The sequence below is a fragment of the Rhizobium sp. GW821-FHT14E12 genome (assembly GCF_058803745.1).
On record NZ_JBXAPH010000011.1, the window covers coordinates 1 to 19,716 of the forward strand.

The following is a 19,716-nucleotide window of genomic DNA, read 5'->3' on the forward strand; positions in this document are numbered from 1 at the left end:
ACCTTTAGAGAATCCTTTTTCCTCAACAATTCAATCCAATAGAAACCATATGCGATTCCCCTGGTGACGATGGGGAGGGTAGAAATCACCGCCCCGGTGCCACCAGCGAGAAGAATGCCCCTTGCGGATCAGTTGCCTGGACGATCCAGCTGCCGCCGGGGACTTCCATCGGGCCGTTGACGATCTTGCCGCCTGCTTCGTTGATCCGGCCGATGGCGGCATCGATTGCCGGCACATTGAAGTAGAAATTCCAGGCCGGCACGGGCATCTCCGCCGGCTTCGTCATGATGCCGCCGAAGTCGCGGCCGTCGATCTTGAAGATCTTGTATTGGCCCATCGGACCCATGTCGAAATCGGAACTCCATTCCCAGCCGAACATGCCGCAATAGAAATTGAAGGCCTTCGGGCCGTCACCGGCATAAAGCTCGTGCCAGCCGACATAGCCGGGTGCATTGGGTGCTGGCGCCTCCCAGTCCTGCCCTGGCAGCGGCGTGAAGAGGCAGAAGGCGGCGCCATAGGGATCGCCGACCACCGCGAAACGGCCGACGCCGGGAATGTCTGCCGGTTCGCGATAGACCTTGCCGTCCTTGGCAGCGATCGTCTTGGCCGCCTCATCGACACTGGGCACGCTGATATAGCCGGTCCAGCAAGGGGGCGTGCCCATGGCTTTCGCGTCGTCCGGCAGGATCATCAATCCGGCAATCGGCCCCGCACCGGCGCTGAACAAAGTGTAGGCCATTTCGATTTCCGGCATGCCGGCATCCTGGGCATCCCAGCCGACGACCTTGCGATAGAAGGCTTCCGCCGCCGCCATGTCGGTGGTCATCAGTTCGTACCAGACAAAATATCCCTTCGCAGCAGCCATTGTCTCTCTCCCTATTGCTTGCGGCGGTGATCGGCGATCGGCGATCGGCGATCGTGAGCTGCTTCCGGCACGTCCGGCTGGCAAGCCCTATCCATGACGTCTAAACACGGCGCTCCGGATCTTTGTTCCCTATGGCCTTCGGCCGCGACCTCGCGCAGCTAATCTCCCACGCTTCAGTGACAGCAGGATTGCGCCTTGGGGCTCTCCGCATATTCGTCATGACGACGAACGAAAGACATGGTGCCGTCTTCGTTGCGACCCTTGGGCGCTCGGTCGAGGATCATCAGCGTGCCGATCAGCTCTTCCGGGCCACGGGCATAGCTGGAGTAGGTATGAAAGATATCTCCGGCCTCGTTCTTATAGAAAGCGCTGAGACCTGGCAGCTCATCATGGCCTTCAGACGGGTCCATGGCCGTGAAATTGTAGAATATCGTCTCGCCGGCGAGCTGCTCCTTCGAGAAGGAGACGTGATAGTCGAAATTGAAATCGTCGGCGAAGGACGAGAACCACGGAAATTTCCAGCCCATGCGCTTCTTATAGGCCTCCACCTTCTCGAGCGGAGCACGGGAAACGGCGACCAGGCTGACGTCGTGATGATTGAGATGCGGCAAGGCTCCATCGAGATGATCCGCAAGGAAAGAACAGCCGGGACAGCCTGCTTCCCAATCCGGGCCGAGCATGAAGTGATAGACGATCAATTGACTGCGGCCGTCGAAGAGATCGGCAAGCGTTTTCTTGCCCGCCGGCGTGTCGAAGACATAGGTCTTGTCGACCTTGACCCAGGGCAAAGCCAGACGCTCGGCATTGACGCTGTCGCGCAGATGCGTCGCCTCCTTCTCCCGGGCAAGCAATTTGCGGCGGGCCTCCAGCCAAACGTCGCGGGAAACGATCTGGTTCATTGTCCGCCCTCCTCCGGCGTTCATTATTCCAAATCTTGACAAATATATTGATATCAATATTATTTCATCATGTCAAATGTGATTGAGATTCCCTTCGAAACAACGCTTCTGGTGCGCGATACCTGCCTTTGCCTGCATGTGCAGCGCGCCGCCCGAGCACTCGCGCGCCGCTTCGACGAGGCGCTAAGGCCGCTCGGGCTCACCAACGGCCAGTTTTCCCTGATGATGTCCCTGAACAGGCCGGAGCCCGCGCCGATGGGACCGGTCGCGATCCTGCTCGCAATAGACCAGACGACGCTGACAGCGGCCTTAAAGCCGCTGGAGCGGCGGGGCTGGGTGAATGTTCTCCCCAATCCTAGGGATCGCCGTGCCCGGCTTCTCAGTCTGACACCGTCAGGCAAAGCGGTGCTGGCCGCCGCGGTGCCGATCTGGGAGGCGACGCATGCCGAGGTGGAGCAGCAATTGCCCGATGGCAACGCTGACGGATTGCGGCGAGAGCTGCTGGCGCTGACCTGACCGCTATCTTCGCATCCGTGGATCGTCGCCGAAATCGCTGCGCGCGAAGCCGATGCGGCTCTTCGGAAAATCGCAAAGCGCCTGCACGCCGGCTGGCGACAGCCGAATGCGCCAGGTCTGCCGCTCGACAGGCTCGCGCGCGGCAAAGGCGCGAGCGGTCAGAAGCGCGATATTCTTGCCGCCCTTGGGATCACGGACGGACTGATAGAGGATCGCGTCAACGCCCCCTTCCCGCGCCGCATCGGCAAGCGACTGGCAGGCTTCGTAGCGGACAGGATCGGCCCAGGCTTCGCGATCGCGCGCCAATGGCGGGAGCGTCAGATCGACCGCCTGCTTGGTCGTAATCACAGCCGCGAAGGCGGTATATTCCGCCGCATTGGCGGGCAATGGCGTCTTCGGGGAATCGCTGAAGAAAAGCAGCCGGTAGAAGCTCATTTCCGCCAGTGCCGTCTCGACCTGCTCGGACGCATAGAAGACGCCCAGCGTGCGCCCTGCCCGGCGGAAGCGCGAGCCGTAGGGATAGATCGCGCCATAGCGAAAGGGCGTGGCCAGCAGATAATCCAGTCCGGCGCATTCCGGCGGCAGGGTGGGCTTGCTCTCTTCCAGAAGGGTCTCGAGAAGCGCCTGCTCCTCCAGCGTGTCGACCAGCTTCAATGTCGAGACCTGATGCTGCGCCTCCACCAGCCGCCAATAGCGGCCGGAAATCGGCCGGGCCTCAGACGAGAGCGCGTCGGGCGTCCAGGTATGCAAGGACATCGGTCAATCCGGAAATGGAAGTGATCTTTTCAAGCGGCGTTGCGCTGAAGGCGAGATTGGGATTGCGCAGCCATTGCCGCGCCACAGCCTCGTCGCCGCCGACGATCGCATCGAGCGAGCGGAAAAGACGCACGAAAAGGACGGCGAGTTCGAACGGCTTGCTGTGATGTTCCAGCAGATGGTCCCGCCGCTTCATGCGCGACACCGTCGCTTCCGAAACGCCGATGACATCTGCGAGTATGCGTGCGTTCAACCCCAGCCGCTCGGCGGCATTGACGGCCGCCTTGGTGATGACCAGAGCCTCGCCGGGGATTGCATGATGTATCGCTTGAGCATTTGCCATAGCCACATCCTTTCTCAAGAAAATATATAGCAACTTTCTTGCAAAAGAAAAAGGGGCGACACGCCGAAAAGCGTGTCGCCCCTTTTTGTGTACCGTCCGCTCCGTCAATCCGGAGCGAAGGCAGAGCTATTCTCAGGCAACCGTGACCGGCACTTCCGTCGAGGTGCGCAGAGCGTGGCTGTAAGGGCAAACGATGTGGGCTGCGGCAACGAGCTTTTCAGCTTCAGCCTTGTCCAGGCCCGGAATGTGAACCGACAGCGCCACTTCGATGCCGAAACCGCCGCCATCTTCGCGCGGACCGACGCCGACCGTTGCGGTCACCTTGGCGTCTTCCGGAATCTTGACCTTCTGCTGGCCCGCCACAAATTTCAGGGCGCCGAGGAAGCAGGCGGAATAGCCGGCAGCGAAGAGCTGTTCAGGATTGGTGCCGGTGGCGCCATCACCGCCAAGTTCCTTCGGCACGGTCAATGTGACGTCGAGGACGCCGTTTTCGGAAACAGCATGGCCGGCGCGGCCGCCGGTGGCAGAAGCTTTGGTCGTGTAGAGAATAGGCATGTCGGATCTCCTTTGCGGGGTTAGATGGGTTTTGTATATAACACGATTTAATCGTGCGCAATATATTTTTGCGATTTGATTTTGAAAAGTGAACCTGTGACAATGACACTAACAACAAAATGGTGGAGCAGCGATGACAGACAAGGTGCAGGGGCAAGCAATTCCGGATGAGGAAAAGCGGCTGGAGCGGCAGCTTTGTTTTGCAGTCTACGCCACCGCACATGCCTTCAATCGCGCCTATAAGCCGATCCTCGACCGTGTCGGCCTGACCTACCCGCAATATCTGGTGATGCTAGTACTTTGGGAAAAGGGCTGCCTGCCGGTCAAAACCATCGGCGAACAGCTCGATCTCGACTCGGGCACGCTGTCGCCGCTGTTGAAGCGCCTGGAACAGGCTGGCCTGATCGGCCGTGCGCGCGATCCGAAGGACGAACGGCAGGTGATCGTTTCATTGACGGAAAAGGGCACCGGCATGCAATGCCAGGTCAGCACCATCATGTCCGCCATCGGCGAAGCCACTGGCTGCGACATGGATGAAGTGGCCAGCCTGCGCGACCGCCTGCAACGGCTAAGGGCGAATTTGACGGCTGAATGAAAGCCGCCAAACCCGCCCTATCCTATCGTAAAACTATGTAAGCCTAGGCCTGCGTTACCAGGATCGGCGCGCGTTCCGGCACGCGATCGTAGAGATCGATGACATCCTGGTTCAGCAGACGGACGCAGCCGGAGGAAACGGCCTTGCCGATGGAGCGCCAGTCCGGATTGCCGTGCAGACGGTAGAGCGAATCCTGATTGTCCTCGAAGATGTAAAGCGCACGCGCGCCAAGTGGGTTCTTCAGGCCAGGATCCATGCCGCCATTGGCGATCGAATATTTGACGAGTTCCGGCTGGCGAGCAACCATTTCGTCCGGCGGGTTCCAGCGCGGCCACTTCTTGCGCCACTGGATGACGCCGCGGCCCTGCCAGGCAAAGCCCTCACGACCGACGCCAATGCCATAACGCATCGCCGTGCCACCCGCTTCGGTAACATAGAGGTGACGCTCGCGCGTGTTGACGACGACGGTGCCGGGCGCTTCACCGGTCGGGTCGGCAACGCGCTGGCGATAGAATTGCGGATCGATCTGCTGATAGGGCACGGGCGGAATGATGAAACCGCCATCCTCCACGGCCGCGTACATCACGGCCGGATCCGGTTGTTCGCCGCCATAACTGGAGAACCAGCTACGGAAGGGGCGAGAGGCCGGAGCGCCGGTGTATTGCACCGGGCTAACGACAGGGCCGCTTTCGACCGTGGAAGCGCAGCCGGCGAGCGTCGAAACGGCGCCGATACCAGCGAAAGCGAGGAAATTTCGTCGGGAAAAAGAAGAGGGCAGGCTCATGTCGACAGCATCATTCCTGTTGGAAGGGAAGCGAGAACCGATGACAACAAAGCTGATTCGGCTTCCCACGAGATTCGCAGAGACAGGAGCAAAACTAAAGAGCGCAAACCGGTCCGGCTATCGCACTTATGCAACATCACGAAAATTTGTTATAAACTGTCGTTATAAAACGACAATTTCCGCCTTATCGGGTACCCGACTATAGAGATCGATCACATCCTGGTTGAGCATACGCACGCAACCGGATGATGCCGCCTTGCCGATCGACTGCCAATCCGGCGTCCCGTGGACGCGATAAAGCGTGTCCTTGCCGCCCTTGAAAATATAGAGCGCCCGCGCGCCAAGCGGATTGGTTGGTCCAGGGTTCATGCCGCCACGTTCGGCCGAAATTGGCCTGATCTGCGGTTCACGCGCCACCATTTCAGCCGGCGGCGTCCAGCGCGGCCATTTCTGCTTCCACTGGATCATGCCCCTGCCATGCCAAGCATAGCCGGCAGCACCCAGACCGACACCATAGCGCATGGCGCGACCACCCGGCTCGATGAAATAGAGATAGTGGCTGCGGGTATCGACGACGATCGTTCCAGGCCGTTCATTGGTCTGATAGTCCACCTCCTGACGCAGGAACTGCGGATCGATGCGCTTGTAGGGGATGGCCGGCAGCGTGAAATCATCCTCACTCTTCTGCGCATACATGGCCTGATGCACGGGATTGAAGGTCGGCAGGCCGTAGGTCTGGTGGAATTGCGTGCGGAAGAGATCGCGCGATTGCGGCACCGGCTGCACCGGCAGGCGCTTCACCTTCTGCGGATCGATGCCTTCCGGCCGATAGAAGACAGGCGAGGTTTCCTGTACGAACCGGTCGGGGTCGGTCGCGCCCGTATCGGGAATGATGCTGCAGGCGGACAGCATGGCAAGAGCCGCCATGGCAGGCAGAAGGCGGGAAACAGGCAAAAGATCGGCCATCATCGGGAACCAGTTGGAATATGGATCAGTGAGCCGCATGATGACCGGCCCGGCTGGCGCGAGGCTGGCGTCGATCGCAAAGATATTGCACCAGGAGGTCAAACTTCTGTTTTCCCTCGCCCTGGCTTGGGTTAGACCTGAGCCAGACGGAGGATGGCATGAATAGCGACAGTCTCGACCCGAATCTTTTTGCGCCGGCAAGCCGGGACGCCTGGCTCAAGTTGGTGGGCCGTGCGCTGAAGGGGGCCGACTTCGAGGAGGCACTGGTATCGCGCACCGATGACGGCATCGCGATCCAACCACTCTATGCCCGCCGCCCCGACGCCACTCCGCTGCCACGTCGCCGGATCGACGCCCCCTGGACGATCAGCCAGCGCATGGACGACCCGGATATCGACCGCGCTTTCACACAACTCGACGCGGATCTCGCCAACGGCGCGAGCGGTATCAGTCCCATCTCGAACGCCAGCCCATCGGCCTTTGGCATCGGCGTAGACGCAGAGGCGGACAGGCTCGCGGCAAGATTGGCAGCCGCGCTTTCGGGCAAGGATATCTCGCTGCGCCTTGATGGCTTTTCCCCGGCCCTTGCCGAGGCGCTTGCCGGTTCCTCCAAGCTTGCAAACCTGCATGCCGGTCTCGACATCTTCACGTCGGGCAGTGTGACCAACGCGCTGACAGACAGCTTCAAGCGCCTGCTTGATACGGGAGGTGCCGGTACGATCCTCAATGCCGATGGCCGCGCCGTCCACAATGCCGGCGGCACGGAAGCACAGGAACTGGCCGTCGTTGCCGCCTCCCTCGTCGCGCATTTGCGGGTGCTGGAACAGGTAGGCTTGGCACCGAAGGCGATCCTGAAGGCCACAAGCCTTTGTCTTTCGGCCGATCAGAACCAGTTCGTCACCATGGCGAAAGCCCGCGCCGCGCGGATGATCTTTACCCGCATCGCTGAGGCCTGCGGCGTTTCCAATCCGCCTGCGGCCCATCTCTTTATGGAAACCAGCTACCGCATGCTGACCCGGCTCGATCCGGAAACCAATATTCTGCGCAACACCATCGCCGTCTTTGCCGCCGGTACTGGGGGCGCCGATGAGATTTCTGTGCTGCCGCATACGCTCACCCACGGCATTCCGGACCCGCTGGCGCGGCGGCTGGCGCGCAATACGCAGACCGTCCTGATCGCCGAAAGCCATCTCGATCACGTCATCGATCCCGCCGCCGGCGCCGGCGGCATCGAGGCGCTGACGGATGCGCTGGCGGAAAAGGCATGGGAGATCTTTGTCGGCATCGAACGTGACGGCGGGTTAGCGAAGATTATCGCCAGCGGCCAGTTAGCCTCGATGGTGGCGGAGGCACGCGCAAGCCACGCGGCAAAGCCGATCGTGGGGACGACATTGTTTGCGATGAAGACGGAGCGGCCGGTCGTGGTCTTGGGAGATCTGGGAACTGTTACGGGCGGCATGGGGTTGAGGCCGGTGCATCTTGATGAAGAGGCGCCCCTATGACCGCCATCCCCGACTTCAGCAAAATCGGCTGGCAAAAACCAAAGATAGCCGCATCGAAAACCGACGCTCCCTCCTGGCAAACCCCGGAAGGCATCGCTGTCAAGCGCGCCTATGGCACAGCCGATCTTGCCGGCCTGAACTTCCTCGACACCTATCCGGGTGCCGCCCCCTTCCTGCGCGGCCCCTACCCGACCATGTATGTCCAGCAGCCCTGGACCATCCGCCAATATGCCGGCTTCTCCACCGCCGAGGAATCGAATGCCTTCTATCGTCGCAATCTCGCGGCTGGCCAGAAGGGCCTTTCCGTCGCCTTCGATCTCGCCACCCATCGCGGCTATGACAGCGATCATCCGCGCGTGGCGGGCGATGTCGGCATGGCGGGTGTGGCGATCGATTCCATTCTCGACATGCGCCAGCTCTTCGACGCCATCCCGCTTGATGAAATGAGCGTGTCGATGACCATGAACGGCGCGGTGCTGCCGGTGATGGCGCTCTATATCGTCGCGGCGGAGGAACAGGGCGTTTCCGAGGACAAGCTGTCGGGCACGATCCAGAACGATATCCTCAAGGAGTTCATGGTCCGCAACACCTATATCTATCCGCCGCAACCCTCGATGCGGATCGTTTCGGACATTTTCAGCTATACCAGCCAGCGGATGCCGAAGTTCAATTCGATCTCGATTTCCGGCTATCACATGCAGGAGGCCGGTGCGACGGCGGATCTGGAACTGGCCTATACGATCGCCGACGGCATCGAATATGCCCGCGCCGGTGTTGCCGCAGGCCTCGATATCGACAGTTTCGCGCCGCGCCTCTCCTTCTTCTGGGCCGTTGGTATGAACTTCTTCATGGAAGTCGCCAAGATGCGCGCTGCACGGCTGATCTGGGCGGCGCTGATGCGGAAGAACTTTGCACCGAAGGACCAGAAATCGCTGGCGCTCAGAACCCATAGCCAAACCTCCGGCTGGTCGCTGACGGCACAAGACCCGATGAACAACATCATCCGCACCATGGTCGAGGCTATGGCGGCGACACAGGGCCATACGCAATCCCTGCACACCAATTCCTTCGACGAGGCGCTGGCACTGCCGACCGATCATTCGGCCCGCATCGCCCGCAACACACAGATCATGCTCCAGAAAGAATCCGGCACCACCGGCATCATCGACCCCTGGGGTGGCTCGGCCTATGTCGAGCGGCTGACGCATGATCTGGCGGCCCGCGCGCTGGCCCATATCGAAGAGGTCGAGGCGCTCGGCGGCATGGCGAAGGCGATCGAGAAGGGCATTCCGAAGCTCCGCATCGAAGAGGCCGCCGCCCGCACGCAGGCGCGCATCGACAGCGGCCACCAGACCCTCGTCGGCATCAATTTCTCACGGCCGGAACAGGATATCGAAGTCGACGTGCTGAAGGTGGACAATTCCGAAGTCCGCGCCCGGCAGCTCTCGAAACTGCAGCAATTGAAGGGCACCCGCGAAACGGCGGCGGTGGAGAGCGCTTTGGATACGCTGACCGACGCCGCGCGCAACGGCACCGGCAACCTGCTCGATTTCGCCATCAAGGCGGCACGGGCAAGAGCAACGGTCGGCGAGATCTCGCTGGCGCTGGAAAAGGCCTATGGAAGGCATGTCGCCGAGATCAAAACCATCTCCGGCGTCTACCGCAAGGAAGTCGGCGATGCCGATCCCGTCTTCAACAGGGCTGTTGCCAAGGTCGAGACATTCCGCAAGGCACGCGGCGAAAAACCCCGCATCCTCGTCGCCAAGATGGGCCAGGACGGCCACGATCGCGGCCAGAAGGTCATCGCCACGGCATTTGCCGATCTCGGCTTCGATGTCGTCGTCGGCGCGATGTTCCAGACGCCGGAGGAAGTGGCCGATGTCGCCGTGCGCGAAGGCGTCGATATCATCGGCGCCTCATCGCTCGCCGCCGGCCATCTGACGCTGGTGCCAGAATTGAAGGAGGCGCTCAGCCGCCGCCATGCCGGCCGCGTCCTCATCGCCGTCGGTGGCGTCATCCCGCCACAGGATTTCGCCGCACTGGAAGCCGCCGGCGCCGATGCGATCTTTCCGCCGGGAACGGTGATCGCGGAAGCGGCGGTGGCGCTGATCGATCGGCTGATGAGGTGACTGCTTAACACTCGATTTCGGACGGAAAAACCGCTGCGCACTTTTCCTGGAATTGCTCTACGCCGCCACACTCTTGAAGAACTGGATGCTCTGCTCGATTTCCGCCGGCAGGGCCGAGGTATGGTTGCCCTGAACAGTCGCCACCTCGATCTTGACGCCAGCGGCAACGGCGCGCTTGGCAAGCAGGGCGGCACGGCCATCGAAATGGCTTTCCTCCGTGCCGTGCATCACCTTCACCGGGCATTTGAAACTATGCGCGTAGCAGAGCGGCGAACGCATCTGGAATTCGCGCGGATTCTTGGCGTTGAAGCGGATATCCTCGGGATAGCGGTGGAAAAAGGCGAAGGCATCCGGATTGCCGGAGATCGGCGCGACGGCCCGGAAGCGCTTGGTCGACATCGCCGTCAGCATCGCCAGGGTGCCGCCGACGCTGTGGCCGGCAAGGAACAGACGATGCGGGTCGACGCCGGGAAGATGGCGCAGGCGATCGGAGGCGGCAAGCACGTCCGCCACTTCATCGTAGAAGCCGGAGAAATTGCCCTTCTGGCCGTTTTCGCCGCGCATCGACGGGATCATCAGGACATAGCCGGCATCGATATAGGCTTTCGCCTGCAGCCAATGGCCCTGGCCGATGGCGTTGCCGCCATGCAGGAACAGCACCGCCGGCCTCGGCTTCGGCGTGCGCTCGTAGCGCGACACCCAGGCGACCAGCTCAAGCTCGCCGCCGAGGCCACTGCGATAAAAGATCTGGTCGGCGCCGATAGGGGCGACCAGCGGCTCGTATTTGTCGGGCGCCGGCCCCTTGCTTAGAAGATCGGTTCGAAACTTGTGGCGTTCCTTGGCATAATCGCCGGCCAGAAGCGGCGGATCGGCCGGGGCGTCGGCCGTCTTGGCGACCGGAGCCTTGGGATCTACGCTCTTCGGATCTGCAACCTTGGCATCCGCCGCCTTGCTCTCAAGGACCTTGGTGTCGGTTGCTCTAGCGATGTTGGGGGCCAGGAGAGTTGCGGCGAGACCGGCAAGAACGATGCGACGGTTGGGGCGAAATGCTTTTTCTTCAGACGATGTCATATGCTCTGTCCAAATATGCCCGGCGAATCGATATCTGCACCGGTTGAAAGGCGAGGCCAATTCACTTTGTAGTGAGGAATCAGCCCAATCTATTCATCAACCGTGGGAGCCTTGGCGTCAATTAGCGCCACCAAAGTTTCCAGCCGGTCCGCCTCATAGGGCGGTTTCTCCGGCCGGAGACGGGCAATGCGCGGAAAACGCATAGCAACGCCGGATTTATGCCGCGTCGAGCGATTGATCCCTTCAAAGGCGACTTCGAGGACAAAGCCGAAATCGCGGTCGGCCCGCACGGCCCGCACCGGGCCGAAGCGATCGACCGTATTGTTGCGCACGAACTTGTCGAGCACTTCAAGTTCGGCATCGGTGAAGCCGAAATAGGCCTTGCCGACCGGCACCAATTGTTCGCCCTCCGGCGTCATCGACCAGACGCCGAAGGTGAAATCGGAATAGTAGCTGGAACGCTTGCCATGGCCGCGTTGGGCATACATCAGCACCGTATCGACATTGTAGGGATTGCGCTTCCATTTGAACCAAGGCCCCTTGGCACGGCCGGCGAGATAGGCGCTGTCGCGGCGCTTGATCATGACGCCCTCGATGACGGGATCCGGCGGGGACGAACGCAGCTGATCCAGCTCCTCCCAGGAGGTGAAATCGACCAGCGGCGACAGATCGAAACGATCATGTGGCGCTGCCTCGATGATTTCCGTCAGCCGCTCGCGCCGGTCGAGAAAACCGCGGGCACGCACATCCTCCTCGCCGTCGAAGAGCAGATCATAGGCGCGGATGAAGGCCGGATAGCCCTCCAGCATCTTTGTCGTCACCGTCTTGCGGTTCAGCCGCTGCTGCAGGTCGGAGAATGTGCGCGTCGCGCTGTTGGAGCGCACCGTGCCGCCGATCAGCAGCTCGCCATCAACGACGCCATCGAAGCTGATCGCATCGACAATATCGGGGAAAGCGCCGGAGATGTCGTCGCCAGAGCGTGAATAAAGTTTGCTCGTCGCGCCCGCCCGCGAAAGCTGGACGCGGATGCCGTCCCATTTCCATTCGGCGGCAAAATCCTTCGGGTCGAGCCCCTCGAGATCGCTCGGCTCGACAGGATTGGCCAGCATGACGGAATGAAAGATCGCCGGCGTCGCCAGCACCGGCCGGTCGGCTTTGCCCTCCAGCCATTGGAACAGGCTCTCATAGGGCGGCTGCAGACCATGCCACAGCGTTTCAATCTCGGTCACGTCCTTGCCGCTCAGCTCCGCCAGCGCCTGCTTGGCCAGCCGCGCCGACACCCCGATGCGCAGCGCGCCGGTCGCAAGCTTCAGGAAGGCGAAGCGGCCGGACGTGTCCAGCCGGTCGAGCAGATCGCGAACGAAGCTACGCACCTCGGTACGCCCTAGCGCATTCATGCGGCGCACGACCTCGCCGAGCCTGGGCTGCTCGCCGGGCGGGCGGACGATATCGCTTTCCTTGTCCCAGACCAGCGAGATGGTCTCAGCGAGATCGCCGACATAATCGTAGGAATAGCGGAACAGCACCTCGTCCATGCGCTCCAGCACGAGTTCGCGCAGCATGGCCGGCTTGACGTTGCGCACTTCAAGCGTGCCGGCGATTGCGGCCAGCCCGTAACCACGATCCGGGTCCGGCGTATCGCGGAAATAATCGGTCAGCAGCTTCAGCTTGCCATTACGGCTCGGCGTCAGCACCAGGCGGTCGAGAAGATCAGCGAAGGCTTTCATCAGTCGCCCTCGTCTTCATAGCCGATCAGATGCAGCGGCTTGGCGGTGATGCCCTGCAATTCGCACCAGCGCACGAGAGCTTCCTCGCGCCCATGGGTGACCCAGACTTCGCCCGGCTTCAGCTCCGAGATCGTCTCGGTCAGCTCCGGCCAGTCGCAATGATCGGAGATGACCAGCGGCAGCTCGACGCCGAGTTGCTTGGCGCGCTGGCGCACCATCATCCAGCCGGAGGCAAAGGCCGGGAGCGGATCATGAAACCGCCGCGCCCAACGGTCGGAAAAGGCCGATGGCGGCCCGACGACGATGGCGCCCTTGAAGATCGACTGATCCCGGCTTTCCACCGTTGCCGGCAACAGCTCGCCGAGCGCGATGCCCTGCCCGGCATAATAGCCGCATAGGGTCTCCAGCGCGCCGTGAATATAGATCGGCCTGTCATAACCGGCGTCGCGCAACAGCCGGATGACGCGCTGCGCCTTGCCGAGCGCATAGGCACCGACCAGATGGGTACGCTCCGGAAACTGCCGGAGCGAGGCCAACAGCTTTTCCGTCTCCGCCATCGGATCGGGATGATGGAACACCGGCAATCCGAAGGTCGCCTCAGTAATGAAGACGTCGCAGGGAACCGGCACATAGGCCGCGCAGGTCGGGTCCGGCCGGCGCTTGTAATCGCCGGAGACGACGATGCGCAGTCCGTCCTTCTCCACCGCGATCTGCGCGGAGCCGAGCACATGGCCGGCCGGATGAAACCGCACCTTCACCTCATTGATGATCACTTCCTCACCGAACCCAACCGCCTGCTCCGATCCGGCAAAGCCGCTGCCGTAGCGTATCCGCATGATATCAAGGGTCTGGCGGGTGGCAAGCACATGGGCATGGCCGGCGCGGGCATGATCGGAATGCCCGTGCGTGATCAACGCCCGCTCCACCGGCCGCACCGGATCGACATAGAAGCCGCCGATCGGACAGAACAGCCCTTCGGGGGCGGGATAAAGCAGTTGCTCCGGTCTCATAGGGAAAAGATAGTCTAATTTACGCAATTATGTAGCGATCAGCGGCGTTTTTCGATTGAATCCGCGCTCGGGCGGCTGATCGGGCAGGTCGAAGACCAGGACATCCTCGCTATGCGGCCTCGCTTTCGCAACGACGACGCCGTTCGGATCGACGATGGCGCTGCTGCCATAACTCATCCAGCCATCGTCATTGCTGCCGACGACATCCGATGCCATGACCCAGCATCCCGTATGCCTTGCGCATACTTGTAGGCCGGAGATACCTGGCTTATGCCATATCTCCGCCTTGTGCGGCCGCAGCATCAGATTGATGGGATTGCAGATGAGACCGGCTCCCTTTTTGGCAAGCCGGGATGCCGTGTAGGGGTATCTGAGATCGGCGCAGATATTGATGCCGAAGCGCCAGTCGTCGAGCGGCCAGATCGGAAAATCCGTTCCCGGCGTACAGCCGCTTTCCAGCGGATGCGCCTTGGCATAGACCCCGATTATCCGGCCAGCCTTCGCCACGATTGCGCTGTTGTAGATCGCCTCCCCTCGCCGCTCGAAAAGGCCGATGATCGCCGTCGTCCTCCCCGACGCACAGCGGCCGACCAAGGCATTCAGGGCGGGGTCATCGAGAGAGAGGGCGCGCCGCCTGGCAATTGCCTCGTTGTAGCTATGGCCCTGAAGATAGCACTCGGGGAAAAGAGCGAGATCGATGCCTTGTGCATCCGCCCATGCGAGGTCACGCGCAAGCACCTCACCCACCGCATCGACGGCGTCGAACAATGCCAGACGTTGAAAGGCCGCGATCCGCATGGCGAAGGGCTAACACGCTTCGCGAGTCGTCCCCAGAGCGGCGCGTGATTATTTCCGCGGCGGCGCAGGCGTAAACGAAGGGATAAAACGGAAGTCCTAGCGATCATTTTTGCACCAGAATGGGACAGATACGGATGGCACGCTTTCTGCTTCCGTAAGCATTGTTTTGGGAGTTCGTCATGATGCAGCGCCGCGCGTTCATCGCCTACATCACCGCCTCGGCCGCGGCCGGCCTTCTTGCACCACGCAGCTTTGCAGCACCGCTTGCCAAAATCGCCGGGGCCGAAATGCGTGGGCCGATCGACGCCATCGCCTACAAGACGACGCCGGGTACCAGCGATATCCGGAGCGGCAAGCTGCAAGCGATGATCGACAGCGCCGCGCGGGACAACACGCCTCTCTTCCTGCCGCCCGGAAACTACAACGTCTCGAACCTGACCCTGCCGGACAATACCCGCATCACCGGCGTGCCCGGCGCTTCACGGCTGGCCTATAGCGGCGACGGCCATCTGATGAGCGCCGACAAGGCCAGGCGCATCGAACTTTCCGGCCTCGTGCTGGATGGCGGCAACCGCTGGCTTGCGGACTATGCCGGAGGGCTGCTGCAATTTACCGGCGTCGACGAGGTGCTGATCGACAATTGCGAGATCGCCGGCAGTCGCAAGCATGCGCTGCAACTGGAGCGCTGCGGTGGGCGGATCGAGCGCAGCCGGATATCGGGCGCGGCCGATGCCGGACTCTATTCCGTCCAGTCGGCCGGATTGACGGTGACGGGCAATACGGTCGAGGATTGCGGTAATGGCGGCATCCTCATCCACCGCTGGGACAGGGGCGAGGATGGCAGCATCGTCACCGGCAACCGCATCGCCCGCATCGGCGCCAATGACGGCGGCACCGGCCAGAACGGCAACGGCATCAACATTTTCCGCGCCGGCGGCGTCCTGGTTTCCGGCAACCGGATCGCCGATTGCGCCTTTACCGCCGTCAGGGCCAATTCAGCGTCGAACGTGCAGATAACAGGCAATCAATGCCTGCGCTCCGGCGAGACCGCAATCTTCTGCGAGTTCGAATTTGAGGGTGCTATCGTTAGCGACAACCTGATTGACGGAGCTGCGAACGGCATCGCGATTGCCAATTTCGACAAGGGTGGCCGGCTTGCCAGCGTCACCGGCAATATCATCCGCAACCTGTCGCTGACCGGCCCCTATCCTCAGGAGAGCGGTTTTGGCATCGGTATCTCCGCCGAAGCTGATACGCTGATTGCATCGAATCTTATCGAAAACGCCCCGCTCTGGGGCCTGAAGCTTGGCTGGGGTCCCTACCTCCGCAACCTCGTCGCCACCGGCAACATCATCCGCCAAACGCCGATCGGCTGCGCCGTCTCCGTGGTCGAGGGCACAGGTTCGGCGGTGATCTCGGACAATCTGTTCCAGCAGGTGGAAAAAGGCGCTGTTATCGGCTTCCATTGGAACAAGCCGGCGACGGGCGATTTGGCGTTGAAGGGACAAGAAGAGTTTCCGCAGCTGACAATCGAGAAAAACAGGCGGGCCTAGCCCCTCATCTCCACTTCGGCTGCCGTCGCTCGAAGAAGGCCGTCAGCCCCTCTCTTGCCTCCTCGCTCTCCCACGCCTCCACCAGCTGCAGGATGACACGATCGATGAGTTCGTCGGTGATCGGCATGCCGAGTGAACGGGCCAGCGCCTTGGCGCGGGCGGCGGCCTGTGGCGAGGCGGCGAGGAAATGATGGATTTCGGATTCGACGGCATCGTCCAGCGCATCCTCGGGCACGACGCGGGACAGCAGCCCGGCGGCATGAGCCTGCCAGGCGTCGATGATCTTGCCGGAGAGGAAGAGCGGGCGGGCGTTCGCTTCGCCGATGCGGGCGACGACATAGGGGCTGATGGTCGCCGGGATGATGCCGAGCCGCACCTCTGTCAGGCCGAAGCGGGCGGTGGCGGCGGCAATCGTCATGTCGCAGACACTCAAGAGCCCGATGCCGCCGCCGAAGACATTGCCGTGCACGCGGGCGAGCAACGGCTTCGGCATTTCATTCAGCGCCTTGAACAGCATGGCCAGCCGACGAGCCTCGACGATACGCCCGGCGCGGGTGGCATCGAACTGCGCGCGCATCCAGCCGAGATCGCCGCCGGCGCAGAAACTTGCCCCCTCGCCCGCAAGGACGACGACGCGCACGCGCTCATTGCCGCCGAGATCATGGGCCGCCGCCGTCAGCGCATCGATCATCTCCGCCGACAAGGCGTTGTGCTTTTCCGGACGTGCCAGCGTCAGCTGGGCGACACCGCGTTCGTCGATGGCGATACGGATCGTTTGCGATGTCATGCGGCACTCCTGAGGCTACGGGCGAAGGCGGCGGCGTGGCTAAGTTTTTCCTCGTCAAGGCCAGTCTCGAAGCCGTGCGTCGTCAGATAGTCGTGGACCGCGACAGTATCGACATTGCCCTTGGCGCCGGGGGCGAAGGGGCAGCCGCCGAGGCCGCCGGCGGCGGCGTCGAACACCCTGAGGCCACGTTCCAGGGCAACGGCGATATTGTCCAGCGCCCGGCCAGACGTATCGTGAAAATGGCCGGCCAGCATGGTGGCCGGAAGTTCGCCGAGCACAACTTCCAACATCCTATTCACCGCCTCCGGCATGCCTCTGCCGATCGTGTCCCCCAGGCTGATCTCATAGCAGCCAAGCCCTCCCAGCAACCCGGCAACGCTGGCGGCATTCGCCGGTGGCATCGTACCTTCATAGGGGCATTCGACAACGCAACTGACATAGCCGCGCAAGGGAATACCGCGATTGCGGCAGGCCTCCGCCACCGGCCGGAAACGCTCGATGCTTTCGGCAATGGAGCAATTGATATTGCGCATCGAGAAGCTTTCGGAGGCCGAGGCGAAGACCGCCACCTCGTCGGCGCCGGCGGCAAGCGCTGCCTCGAACCCTCGCCTGTTCGGCGTCAGTGCTGCATATTTGATACCCGGCTTGCGTTTGATCCCGGCCATGACCTCGGCGGCATCGGCAAGCTGCGGTACCCATTTCGGACTGACGAAACTGGTAACCTCGATGCGCTCGAAACCGCAGTCGGAGAGCAGATCCACCAGTTTGATCTTGTCCTGCGTATCGATCTGCCGCTCTTCGTTCTGCAAGCCGTCTCGCGGCGACATTTCGACGATGGTGACATGGTTGGCAGCCCGGTCGGTCATGCCGCATCCTCCGGCCGGAGCGACAGCAGCACGGCGCTTTCGCTGGTCTGGTCGCCCTCGCCCACATTCAGGCTTTCCACCACACCGTCGCGCATCGCGGCCAGTGTCAGCTCCATCTTCATGGCTTCCATGACGATCAGCGCCTGACCCTTCGCCACCACATCGCCCTCCCGCACCCTTACGATCTTGACGAGGCCGGGCATCGGCGCAATCAGTCGATCGCCGCCGGCCGCCTCTTCCGCCCCGCCGTCCAGCGGATCGGGCCAATGGACATGATGGGTGCGGCCGTCGAGGAAAAGCGTCATGGCATGCAGCGTCCGGGAAATGGTGACGCTCAGTTGCCGACCATCGATCTCCACCCGGCACGTATTGTCGCTGCGATCAACAAGGCGGACGGTGACAGTACGATCATCAAAATGCACCGAGAAGAGGTCCCGTCCTTTCGCAATCACGCGGCAGTTCGTCTGGCCGCCGCCATGATGCAAAACGACGGGACGGCTTGCCTCACCCCAAAGCTGCCAGGCGCCGAGCGATGCCCAGGGGTCATCGCTCAAGGACCGCTTGAAGCCACCCACCTCGACGATAGCGGCAATGGCGAGCGCGATATCATCAGGTGCCTGCACCGACGTCAGGGCCTCCACCTCGCGGTCGATCAGACCCGTATCCGGGTTGCCGGCGACGAAATCCGGCTGCTCGCTCAAACGGATAAGGAAATCGAGATTGCTCGCCGTTCCCGCCACCTGTGTATCCCGCAGCGCTCGTGTCAGCTTGCCGAGCGCCGCTTCGCGAGTTGGGGCATGAACGATGAGCTTGGCAATCAGCGGATCGTAGTATGGCGTGATGCTGTCGCCCTGGCGCACGCCGGCGTCGATGCGGGCATCGCTCTTGGGAAATCTCAGATGCGCCAGCGTGCCAGTCGCCGGCAAGAATCCGCGCGACGGGTCCTCGGCATACAGCCGTGCCTCGAAGGCCCAGCCGTCGATCGTCAGTTCAGCTTGCGTCTTCGGCAAGAGCTCGCCGCTCGCAACCCGCAATTGCCACTCGACCAGATCGACCCCGGCAATCGCCTCGGTAACGGGATGCTCGACCTGAAGGCGCGTGTTCATTTCCATGAAGAAGAACCGGTCCGGCAACAGGCCCTGCGAGACATCGGCGATGAATTCGACAGTGCCGGCGCCGCGATAGTCGATGGCTCCCGCCGCGCGGACGGCGGCTTCGCCCATGGCGCTGCGCATCTCCGCCGTCATACCGGGCGCTGGCGCCTCCTCGATCACCTTCTGGTGCCGTCGCTGAAGCGAACAATCGCGTTCGAAGAGATGCACGGCATTACCGTGGCTATCGCCAAACACCTGGATTTCGATGTGACGCGGCTGGATCAGATATTTTTCGATCAGTACGGCGTCATCGCCAAAGGCCGATTTCGCCTCGCGCCTTGCCGCCTCCAACGCCGCCGCAAAATCCTCCGGCCGGTCGACACGGCGCATACCCTTGCCGCCGCCGCCGGCCCGCGCCTTGATCAGCACCGGAAAGCCGATCTCGGCTGCCCGCTCGGCGAGAAACGCCGCATCCTGCTTGTCGCCGTGATAGCCGGGGACGACCGGCACGCCGGCCTGCTCCATCAGCGCCTTGGCCGCATCCTTGAGGCCCATGGCCCGGATCGAGGCGGGCGACGGGCCGATGAAGGTCAGTCCGGCTTTCTCAACGGCTTCGGCGAAATCGGCATTTTCCGAGAGAAAGCCATAGCCCGGATGGATGGCCTCCGCGCCGGATCGCTGTGCAGCCGCGATGATCCGCTCCTTCGAAAGATAGCTCTCGCTGGCGGCAGCCGCGCCGATATGGATCGCTTCATCGGCAAGCGCGACATGCAAAGCACCGACATCGGCGTCGGAATAGACCGCGACCGTTCGGACACCCAGATGCCTTGCCGTCCGGATGATCCGGCAGGCGATTTCTCCGCGATTGGCGATCAGTATCTTCGAAAACATGGGCAAACC

Annotated in this window: 19 protein-coding genes; 5 read left to right on the top strand and 14 right to left on the bottom strand. The window is 62.0% G+C overall.

Going from position 1 to position 19,716, the window contains the following annotated elements; genetic code table 11:
* Window positions 1–85 precede the first annotated feature (85 nt).
* Both AC1RO0_RS27585 and AC1RO0_RS27590 read right to left on the bottom strand, forming a co-directional pair.
* Window positions 86–865 (bottom strand): VOC family protein, encoded by a 780-nt coding sequence (locus AC1RO0_RS27585; protein WP_498595748.1) that lies wholly within the window; start codon window positions 863–865, stop codon window positions 86–88.
* 173 nt (window positions 866–1,038) lie between these two features.
* Entirely contained in the window at window positions 1,039–1,764 is a 726-nt protein-coding gene (locus tag AC1RO0_RS27590; RefSeq protein WP_498595749.1) for a DUF899 domain-containing protein, read from the bottom strand.
* Window positions 1,765–1,833: 69 nt separating this feature from the next.
* Here AC1RO0_RS27590 and AC1RO0_RS27595 point away from each other — a divergent pair, with 69 nt between their 5' ends.
* The gene (locus AC1RO0_RS27595; RefSeq protein WP_498595750.1) at window positions 1,834–2,280 is read left to right on the top strand and encodes a MarR family winged helix-turn-helix transcriptional regulator; all 447 of its coding nucleotides are present in this window, start codon (window positions 1,834–1,836) and stop codon (window positions 2,278–2,280) included.
* Window positions 2,281–2,283: 3 nt separating this feature from the next.
* Here AC1RO0_RS27595 and AC1RO0_RS27600 read toward each other — a convergent pair whose 3' ends face one another.
* The 3 genes from AC1RO0_RS27600 to AC1RO0_RS27610 all read right to left on the bottom strand — a co-directional run bounded on the left by AC1RO0_RS27600 (window position 2,284) and on the right by AC1RO0_RS27610 (window position 3,934).
* Window positions 2,284–3,036 (bottom strand): RES family NAD+ phosphorylase, encoded by a 753-nt coding sequence (locus tag AC1RO0_RS27600; RefSeq protein ID WP_498595751.1) that lies wholly within the window; start codon window positions 3,034–3,036, stop codon window positions 2,284–2,286.
* Window positions 2,996–3,379 (bottom strand): antitoxin Xre/MbcA/ParS toxin-binding domain-containing protein, encoded by a 384-nt coding sequence (locus AC1RO0_RS27605; protein ID WP_498595752.1) that lies wholly within the window; start codon window positions 3,377–3,379, stop codon window positions 2,996–2,998. Before AC1RO0_RS27605 ends, AC1RO0_RS27600 begins: the two co-directional genes overlap by 41 nt.
* 132 nt (window positions 3,380–3,511) lie before the next feature.
* The gene (locus AC1RO0_RS27610) at window positions 3,512–3,934 is read right to left on the bottom strand and encodes an organic hydroperoxide resistance protein (protein ID WP_371109071.1); all 423 of its coding nucleotides are present in this window, start codon (window positions 3,932–3,934) and stop codon (window positions 3,512–3,514) included.
* Between the two features lie 133 nt (window positions 3,935–4,067).
* Between AC1RO0_RS27610 and AC1RO0_RS27615 the strand changes: the two genes are divergently transcribed.
* Window positions 4,068–4,529 (top strand): MarR family winged helix-turn-helix transcriptional regulator, encoded by a 462-nt coding sequence (locus tag AC1RO0_RS27615; protein WP_498595753.1) that lies wholly within the window; start codon window positions 4,068–4,070, stop codon window positions 4,527–4,529.
* A 43-nt stretch (window positions 4,530–4,572) separates the two neighbouring features.
* Here the strand turns inward: AC1RO0_RS27615 and AC1RO0_RS27620 are convergent, their stop codons facing one another.
* Together AC1RO0_RS27620 and AC1RO0_RS27625 are read right to left on the bottom strand one after the other, a co-directional pair.
* Window positions 4,573–5,313 carry a L,D-transpeptidase gene (locus AC1RO0_RS27620; RefSeq protein WP_498595754.1) on the bottom strand — a complete coding sequence of 247 codons (741 nt, stop codon included), beginning with the start codon at window positions 5,311–5,313 and terminating at the stop codon, window positions 4,573–4,575.
* Window positions 5,314–5,475: 162 nt separating this feature from the next.
* Window positions 5,476–6,279 (bottom strand): L,D-transpeptidase, encoded by an 804-nt coding sequence (locus tag AC1RO0_RS27625; RefSeq protein WP_498595865.1) that lies wholly within the window; start codon window positions 6,277–6,279, stop codon window positions 5,476–5,478.
* Between the two features lie 158 nt (window positions 6,280–6,437).
* On the opposite strand from AC1RO0_RS27625, the gene AC1RO0_RS27630 reads away from it, so the two are divergent.
* Both AC1RO0_RS27630 and scpA read left to right on the top strand, forming a co-directional pair.
* On the top strand, window positions 6,438–7,781 hold the full coding sequence (locus AC1RO0_RS27630) for a methylmalonyl-CoA mutase family protein (RefSeq protein ID WP_498595755.1): 1,344 nt from the start codon (window positions 6,438–6,440) through the stop codon (window positions 7,779–7,781).
* Entirely contained in the window at window positions 7,778–9,910 is a 2,133-nt protein-coding gene (scpA, locus tag AC1RO0_RS27635) for a methylmalonyl-CoA mutase (protein WP_498595756.1), read from the top strand. Before AC1RO0_RS27630 ends, scpA begins: the two co-directional genes overlap by 4 nt.
* A gap of 57 nt (window positions 9,911–9,967) precedes the next feature.
* Here the strand turns inward: scpA and AC1RO0_RS27640 are convergent, their stop codons facing one another.
* The 4 genes from AC1RO0_RS27640 to AC1RO0_RS27655 all read right to left on the bottom strand — a co-directional run bounded on the left by AC1RO0_RS27640 (window position 9,968) and on the right by AC1RO0_RS27655 (window position 14,516).
* Window positions 9,968–10,981 (bottom strand): alpha/beta hydrolase family protein, encoded by a 1,014-nt coding sequence (locus tag AC1RO0_RS27640; RefSeq protein WP_498595757.1) that lies wholly within the window; start codon window positions 10,979–10,981, stop codon window positions 9,968–9,970.
* An 89-nt stretch (window positions 10,982–11,070) separates the two neighbouring features.
* A complete protein-coding gene (locus AC1RO0_RS27645) occupies window positions 11,071–12,708 on the bottom strand; it encodes a cisplatin damage response ATP-dependent DNA ligase (RefSeq protein WP_498595758.1) in 1,638 nt (545 codons plus the stop codon).
* A complete protein-coding gene (locus AC1RO0_RS27650) occupies window positions 12,708–13,718 on the bottom strand; it encodes a ligase-associated DNA damage response exonuclease (RefSeq protein ID WP_498595759.1) in 1,011 nt (336 codons plus the stop codon). Before AC1RO0_RS27650 ends, AC1RO0_RS27645 begins: the two co-directional genes overlap by 1 nt.
* Window positions 13,719–13,745: 27 nt before the next feature.
* Complete coding sequence (locus tag AC1RO0_RS27655) at window positions 13,746–14,516, bottom strand: carbon-nitrogen hydrolase family protein (protein ID WP_498595760.1); 771 nt, start codon at window positions 14,514–14,516, stop codon at window positions 13,746–13,748.
* 179 nt (window positions 14,517–14,695) lie between these two features.
* Here AC1RO0_RS27655 and AC1RO0_RS27660 point away from each other — a divergent pair, with 179 nt between their 5' ends.
* Window positions 14,696–16,069, top strand: coding sequence for a TIGR03808 family TAT-translocated repetitive protein (locus AC1RO0_RS27660; RefSeq protein WP_498595761.1), 1,374 nt, complete (start codon window positions 14,696–14,698; stop codon window positions 16,067–16,069).
* A gap of 4 nt (window positions 16,070–16,073) precedes the next feature.
* On the opposite strand, the gene AC1RO0_RS27665 is transcribed toward AC1RO0_RS27660, so the two are convergent.
* The 3 genes from AC1RO0_RS27665 to AC1RO0_RS27675 are packed head-to-tail and all read right to left on the bottom strand — an operon-like array spanning window position 16,074 to window position 19,707.
* A complete protein-coding gene (locus AC1RO0_RS27665; protein WP_498595762.1) occupies window positions 16,074–16,856 on the bottom strand; it encodes a crotonase/enoyl-CoA hydratase family protein in 783 nt (260 codons plus the stop codon).
* A complete protein-coding gene (locus AC1RO0_RS27670) occupies window positions 16,853–17,722 on the bottom strand; it encodes a hydroxymethylglutaryl-CoA lyase (RefSeq protein WP_498595763.1) in 870 nt (289 codons plus the stop codon). Before AC1RO0_RS27670 ends, AC1RO0_RS27665 begins: the two co-directional genes overlap by 4 nt.
* Window positions 17,719–19,707 carry an acetyl-CoA carboxylase biotin carboxylase subunit gene (locus AC1RO0_RS27675; protein WP_498595764.1) on the bottom strand — a complete coding sequence of 663 codons (1,989 nt, stop codon included), beginning with the start codon at window positions 19,705–19,707 and terminating at the stop codon, window positions 17,719–17,721. The genes AC1RO0_RS27670 and AC1RO0_RS27675 overlap by 4 nt, the downstream gene beginning before the upstream one ends.
* Window positions 19,708–19,716 lie beyond the last annotated feature (9 nt).

Excerpts from the sequence above, each read along its gene's own strand:
- AC1RO0_RS27585 (WP_498595748.1), bottom strand. The coding sequence starts at position 865 with ATGGCTGCTGCGAAGGGATATTTTGTCTGGTACGAACTGATGACCACC.
- AC1RO0_RS27590 (WP_498595749.1), bottom strand. The coding sequence starts at position 1,764 with ATGAACCAGATCGTTTCCCGCGACGTTTGGCTGGAGGCCCGCCGCAAA.
- AC1RO0_RS27595 (WP_498595750.1), top strand. The coding sequence starts at position 1,834 with ATGTCAAATGTGATTGAGATTCCCTTCGAAACAACGCTTCTGGTGCGC.
- AC1RO0_RS27600 (WP_498595751.1), bottom strand. The coding sequence starts at position 3,036 with ATGTCCTTGCATACCTGGACGCCCGACGCGCTCTCGTCTGAGGCCCGG.
- AC1RO0_RS27605 (WP_498595752.1), bottom strand. The coding sequence starts at position 3,379 with ATGGCAAATGCTCAAGCGATACATCATGCAATCCCCGGCGAGGCTCTG.
- AC1RO0_RS27610 (WP_371109071.1), bottom strand. The coding sequence starts at position 3,934 with ATGCCTATTCTCTACACGACCAAAGCTTCTGCCACCGGCGGCCGCGCC.
- AC1RO0_RS27615 (WP_498595753.1), top strand. The coding sequence starts at position 4,068 with ATGACAGACAAGGTGCAGGGGCAAGCAATTCCGGATGAGGAAAAGCGG.
- AC1RO0_RS27620 (WP_498595754.1), bottom strand. The coding sequence starts at position 5,313 with ATGAGCCTGCCCTCTTCTTTTTCCCGACGAAATTTCCTCGCTTTCGCT.
- AC1RO0_RS27625 (WP_498595865.1), bottom strand. The coding sequence starts at position 6,279 with ATGGCCGATCTTTTGCCTGTTTCCCGCCTTCTGCCTGCCATGGCGGCT.
- AC1RO0_RS27630 (WP_498595755.1), top strand. The coding sequence starts at position 6,438 with ATGAATAGCGACAGTCTCGACCCGAATCTTTTTGCGCCGGCAAGCCGG.
- scpA (WP_498595756.1), top strand. The coding sequence starts at position 7,778 with ATGACCGCCATCCCCGACTTCAGCAAAATCGGCTGGCAAAAACCAAAG.
- AC1RO0_RS27640 (WP_498595757.1), bottom strand. The coding sequence starts at position 10,981 with ATGACATCGTCTGAAGAAAAAGCATTTCGCCCCAACCGTCGCATCGTT.
- AC1RO0_RS27645 (WP_498595758.1), bottom strand. The coding sequence starts at position 12,708 with ATGAAAGCCTTCGCTGATCTTCTCGACCGCCTGGTGCTGACGCCGAGC.
- AC1RO0_RS27650 (WP_498595759.1), bottom strand. The coding sequence starts at position 13,718 with ATGAGACCGGAGCAACTGCTTTATCCCGCCCCCGAAGGGCTGTTCTGT.
- AC1RO0_RS27655 (WP_498595760.1), bottom strand. The coding sequence starts at position 14,516 with ATGCGGATCGCGGCCTTTCAACGTCTGGCATTGTTCGACGCCGTCGAT.
- AC1RO0_RS27660 (WP_498595761.1), top strand. The coding sequence starts at position 14,696 with ATGATGCAGCGCCGCGCGTTCATCGCCTACATCACCGCCTCGGCCGCG.
- AC1RO0_RS27665 (WP_498595762.1), bottom strand. The coding sequence starts at position 16,856 with ATGACATCGCAAACGATCCGTATCGCCATCGACGAACGCGGTGTCGCC.
- AC1RO0_RS27670 (WP_498595763.1), bottom strand. The coding sequence starts at position 17,722 with ATGACCGACCGGGCTGCCAACCATGTCACCATCGTCGAAATGTCGCCG.
- AC1RO0_RS27675 (WP_498595764.1), bottom strand. The coding sequence starts at position 19,707 with ATGTTTTCGAAGATACTGATCGCCAATCGCGGAGAAATCGCCTGCCGG.